Origin of the sequence: Microbacterium sp. K41 (assembly GCF_004794395.1) — a bacterium.
Classification (GTDB): domain Bacteria; phylum Actinomycetota; class Actinomycetes; order Actinomycetales; family Microbacteriaceae; genus Microbacterium; species Microbacterium sufflavum.
Map to the genome: position 1 here is coordinate 1 of NZ_SSDO01000356.1, position 5,148 is coordinate 5,148.

The following is a 5,148-nucleotide window of genomic DNA, read 5'->3' on the forward strand; positions in this document are numbered from 1 at the left end:
CGGCGTCGGCCAGAGACGGGTGGACGGTCGCCCGGCGGCCGGTCTGCTCGACGAGGTCGGCGATCATGTCGGCATCGCTCGCGCGATCCGACTCCGGCGCGGTCGCGAACACGTGCGCCGCGGCCGGCGCGAGGGTCGCCACGATGCCCGCCGCGTCCTTGTCGGCCAGGATCCCCAGCACCAGACCCCACTCGTCGAAGTCGAAGCTGTCGTCGAGGGCCTGGGCGAGCGCGGCGGCGCCGTGCGGGTTGTGCGCGCCGTCGACGATCACCGTCGGCGCGATGCCGAGCAGCTGCAGCCGCCCCGGCGAGGTGCTCCCCTGCAGGCCGTCCGAGATGATGCCGCCCGCGATGGCCTGCGAGGCACCGCCGATCAACGACTCCACCGCCGCGACCGCGAGGGCGGCGTTGTGTCCCTGGTGCGCACCGTACAGCGGCAGGTACTCCTCGGCATACTGCCCGGCCAGGCCGCGGATCGTGAGCAGCTGCCCGCCGACCGCGAGCTTCTGCTCTGCGAGACCGAAGTCCTCGCCCTCGAAGGCGATGGTCGCGTGTCGTTCGGCGGCCACGCGACGCAGCACCTCGGCGGCCTCCGCGGGCTGCTGCGCCGAGACGACCGCTGCGCCCTCCTTGATGATGCCGGCCTTGATCTCCGCGATCTTCGCGATCGTGTCGCCCAGGCGGTCGGCGTGGTCGATGTCGATCGGCGCGAACACCGCCACGTCGCCGTCCGCCGTGTTCGTGGAATCCCACTCGCCGCCCATGCCCACCTCGAGCACCAGCACGTCGACCGGGGCGTCGGCGACCGCGACGAAGGCCAGCACCGTCAGCAGCTCGAAGAACGTGAGGGGTTCCTCCCCCTCGGCCTCCAGCTCGGCGTCGACGATCGCGACGAACGGCTCGATCTCGTCCCAGGCGTCGGCCACGGCCTCATCGGCGATCGGCTCGCCGTCGATCATGATGCGCTCCGTGAAGCGCTCCAGGTGCGGGCTCGTGAACAGGCCCGTGCGCAGGTCGTGCGCGCGCAGCAGGCTCTCGATCATCCGTGCGGTCGAGGTCTTGCCGTTCGTCCCGGTGACGTGGATCACGCGGTACGTGCGCTGCGGGTCGTCCAGGTAGGCGAGCACGCGGGCCGTGCGCTCCTTGCGCGGCTGCACCCACCGCTCCCCCGCACGGCTCAGCAGCGTCTCGTAGACGGCGTCCGCCCTGTCCCTCGCGCTCATGCGCCCACCCTCTCCAGGTTCGTGTCGATCGTGACGATCAGGGGCGCCTTGCCCGCCCCGAGGGCCTTCGCCCCACTGCGGTGCACGCCGTCGCCGGGGCTCGTGACCTCGTCGACGAGACGGTCGAGCTCGTCCGTGGACTGCACCGCGAACGCGACGGCGAGCGTCTCCGCGGCGATCAGCTCGGCGTGCGCCTCCAGCGCCGGAGCCTCCGCGGGCGCCGCATTCAGCGCCAGCACGATGCGGTCGCTCACGTCGAGCCCCGCGTTCTTGCGCGCCTCCTGCACCACGCGGATCGCGTCGCGCGCGAGCCCCTCGGCCTCCAGCTCCGGCGTGGTGCGGGTGTCGAGCAGCACGAAGCCGCCCGACGGCACGATCGCCAGGGCCTCGCCCTCGGGCCGGCCCGTCGTCTCCAGCACGAGCTCGTACTCCGCCGGCTCCAGCGCGATGCCGCCGGCGGTGACGACGCCGTCGCTCTCCGACCAGTCGCCCGAGCGCGCTGCCTGGATCGCCTTCTGCACGTCCTTGCCCAGTCGCGGACCGGCCGCCCGCGCGTTCACGCTCAGCCGGTGGCTGATGCCGTACTCCGCCGCGGCGTCCTCCGTGAGGGACACGAGCTCGACGGACTTCACGTTCAGCTCCTCGCGGAGGATGTCCTCGAACTGCCCGAGGTCGCCCGCCAGCGGCGACACGACGGTGAGGCGCGCGAGCGGCAGCCGCACGCGCAGCTTCTCCTTCTTGCGCAGCGCGTTGCCCACGCTCGACAGCTCGCGCACGGCGTCCATCGCGTCGCGGATCTCGTCGGCCGCCGGGAACTGCCCGGCGTCCGGCCAGTCCTGCAGGTGCACGCTGCGGCCGCCGGTGAGGCCCTGCCACACGCGCTCGCTGACCAGTGGCACGAGCGGGGCGGCCACGCGGCACAGCGTCTCCAGCACGGTGTAGAGCGTGTCGAACGCCTCGCGGCTCTGCGGGTCGTCGGTGACGCCCACCCAGAACCGGTCGCGCGACCGGCGGATGTACCAGTTGGTCAGGACCTCGGCGAAGTCGCGCAGGCGGGCCGACGCGGTGGTCGAGTCGAGGCCCTCCAGGTCGGCCCGCACCTCGCGCACCAGATCGCCCAGGCGCGCCAGGATGTAGCGGTCGAGCACGTCGGTGGAGGAGGTGGACCACGACGCCTCGTACCCGCCGTCGCCCGAGGCGTTGGCGTAGGTGGCGAAGAAGTACCACGAGTTCCACAGCGGCAGCAGGAACTCCCGCACGCCGGAGCGGATGCCCTCCTCGGTGACGATCAGGTTGCCGCCGCGCAGCACGGCGCTCGACATGAGGAACCAGCGCATGGCGTCGGAGCCGTCGCGGTCGAGCACCTCGGACACGTCGGGGTAGTTGCGCAGCGACTTCGACATCTTGTAGCCGTCGCTGCCGAGCACGATGCCGTGGCAGCTGACGCCCGTGAACGCCGGGCGGTCGAACAGTGCGGTCGACAGCACGTGCATGACGTAGAACCAGCCACGGGTCTGGCCGATGTACTCCACGATGAAGTCCGCCGGGGAGTGCGAGTCGAACCACTCCTGGTTCTCGAACGGGTAGTGCACCTGCGCGTACGGCATCGAGCCGGAGTCGAACCACACGTCGAACACGTCCTCGATGCGGCGCATCGTGCTCTGGCCCGTCGGGTCGTCGGGGTTCGGGCGCGTCAGGTGGTCGATGTACGGCCGGTGCAGGTCGACCTCGCCCTCCGGGTTGCGCGGCAGCGTGCCGAAGTCGCGCTCCAGCTCCTCCAGCGACCCGTACGCGTCGACGCGCGGGTACTCGGGGTCGTCGCTCTTCCAGATCGGGATCGGCGAGCCCCAGTAGCGGTTGCGGCTGATGGACCAGTCGCGCGCGCCCTCGAGCCACTTGCCGAACTGTCCGTGCTTGACGTTCTCCGGCACCCAGGTGATCTGCTCGTTGTTCGCGAGCATGTCGTCCTTGATGTCGGTGACGCGGACGAACCAGCTCGACACGGCCTTGTAGATCAGGGGGTTCCGGCACCGCCAGCAGTGCGGGTACGAGTGCTCGTAGCTCTGCAGGCGCACCAGACGCCCGTTGTCGCGGATGATCCGCACGAGAGGGCTGTTGGCGTCCATCCACAGCTCGCCCGCGACATCGGTCACGTTCGGCAGGAAGCGGCCGCCGTCGTCGAGCGACAGGATCGTCGGGATGCCCGCGGCCCCCGCCACGCGCTGGTCGTCCTCACCGTAGGCGGGCGCCTGGTGGACGATGCCGGTGCCGTCGGTCGTGGTGACGTAGTCGTCGACGAGGATGCGCCAGGCGTGCTGGGTGCCGTAGGTCTCCTCGTCGGCGTAGTAGTCGAACAGCCGGTCGTACGTGATGTCGGCCAGCTCCGCGCCGCGCAGCGTCGCGTCGACCGCCGCCGCCGCCTCCTCCGCGCTCTCGTAGCCGAGGTCCTTGGCATAGCCGCCCAGCAGGTCCTTCGCGAGCAGGTAGCGGTGCGCCGACGATTCGACGGCGACCAGGTCGGCCGAGGGCGCGCCGCGCCCCTGGTGCACGTCGGCCGCGCCCGCAGGCCCCGCGGGGAGCACGACGTACTCGATGTCGGGCCCCACGGCGAGCGCGAGGTTGGTCGGCAGCGTCCACGGGGTGGTCGTCCAGGCGAGCGCGCGCACGCCGGTGAGCCCGAGCGCCTCGGCCTTGGCGCCGGTGAGCGGGAAGGTCACGGTCACCGACGGGTCCTGGCGCATCTGGTACACGTCGTCGTCCATGCGCAGCTCGTGCGCGGAGAGCGGGGTCTCGTCGCGCCAGCAGTACGGCAGCACGCGATAGCCCTCGTAGGCGAGTCCCTTGTCGTACAGGGTCTTGAAGGCCCACAGCACGCTCTCCATGTAGCCGAGGTCGAGCGTCTTGTAGCCGCGCTCGAAGTCGACCCAGCGCGCCTGGCGGGTGACGTAGTCCTGCCACTCGTGCGTGTACTTCAGGACGGACGAGCGCGCCTTCTCGTTGAAGACGTCGATGCCCATCTCCTCGATCTCGCGCTTCTCCGTGATGCCGAGCTGCTTCATCGCCTCGAGCTCGGCGGGAAGACCGTGCGTGTCCCATCCGAAGACGCGGTCGACCTTCTTGCCGATCATGGTCTGGAAGCGCGGGAACACGTCCTTCGCATAGCCGGTCAGGAGGTGGCCGTAGTGGGGCAGCCCGTTGGCGAAGGGAGGGCCGTCGTAGAACACCCACTCGGGGGCGCCCTCGCGCTGCGCGATGGAGGTGCGGAAGGTGTCGTCGGTCTTCCAGAAGTCGAGCACCTCCTCCTCGATCTGCGGGAAGCGGGGGCTCGGCGCCACAGTGGCGGCCTGGTCGGCGGCGGGTCCGAAGGAGGAGCGCGGGTAGGTCATCGTGTCTCGCAGTGGTCGTCGTGGCGGATGCTGCTGCGAGGACGACCCTCGCGGACCGCGGTACCACCTCGCGTGCCGCGCCGTGCGACGCGACCACTCTCACTGCGGCTGTGACGGGCCTGCCCCGCTCGGTTCTACTGAGCCACGGCGCGGGGCCGGGACCGTTCTTCCGAGAGCTCCCCGGTGATGGCCGGATCGATGCTCGTGCTCCCAGTGTACGCGGATGCGGCACCCCGGGACCACGGCATCGGGTCAGGGGCGCGCGGTACCGGCCGCGGCCAGGAGCTCGCGCGTGAACGGGTGTCGCGGCGCGGCGAACACCTCGGCCGTCGTGCCCTGCTCGACGATGCGCCCGTCCTGCATGACCAGCACCTCGTCGGCGACCGCGCCCACCACGTCGAGGTCGTGCGAGACCAGGACCATCGTCAGCCGTCGCTCCCGCTGCAGCCGCGCCAGCAGCCGCAGCACGCGCTCGCGCACCGAGGGGTCGAGCGCGGACACCGGCTCGTCGAGCACCAGCACCTCGGGGTCGGCGGCGAG

At 71.1% G+C, this 5,148-nt stretch carries 3 protein-coding genes; all 3 read right to left on the reverse strand.

Annotated features, from left to right (window positions below; translation table 11 throughout):
• On the reverse strand, window positions 1–1,222 hold a 1,222-nt coding region (locus DW309_RS10995; RefSeq protein ID WP_136045395.1), incomplete at its 3' end, for a bifunctional folylpolyglutamate synthase/dihydrofolate synthase.
• Window positions 1,219–4,608, reverse strand: a complete 3,390-nt coding sequence (gene ileS / locus DW309_RS11000; protein WP_136045396.1) for an isoleucine--tRNA ligase — start codon at window positions 4,606–4,608, stop codon at window positions 1,219–1,221. The genes DW309_RS10995 and ileS, both read right to left, overlap by 4 nt.
• Window positions 4,609–4,860: 252 nt before the next feature.
• Window positions 4,861–5,148 (reverse strand): AAA family ATPase (locus tag DW309_RS11005; protein WP_240753186.1); only part of this gene is annotated, 288 nt, incomplete at its 5' end.

What these genes read in the sequence shown, in the direction of transcription:
- ileS (WP_136045396.1), bottom strand. Translation starts at nt 4,608, where the DNA reads ATGACCTACCCGCGCTCCTCCTTCGGACCCGCCGCCGACCAGGCCGCC.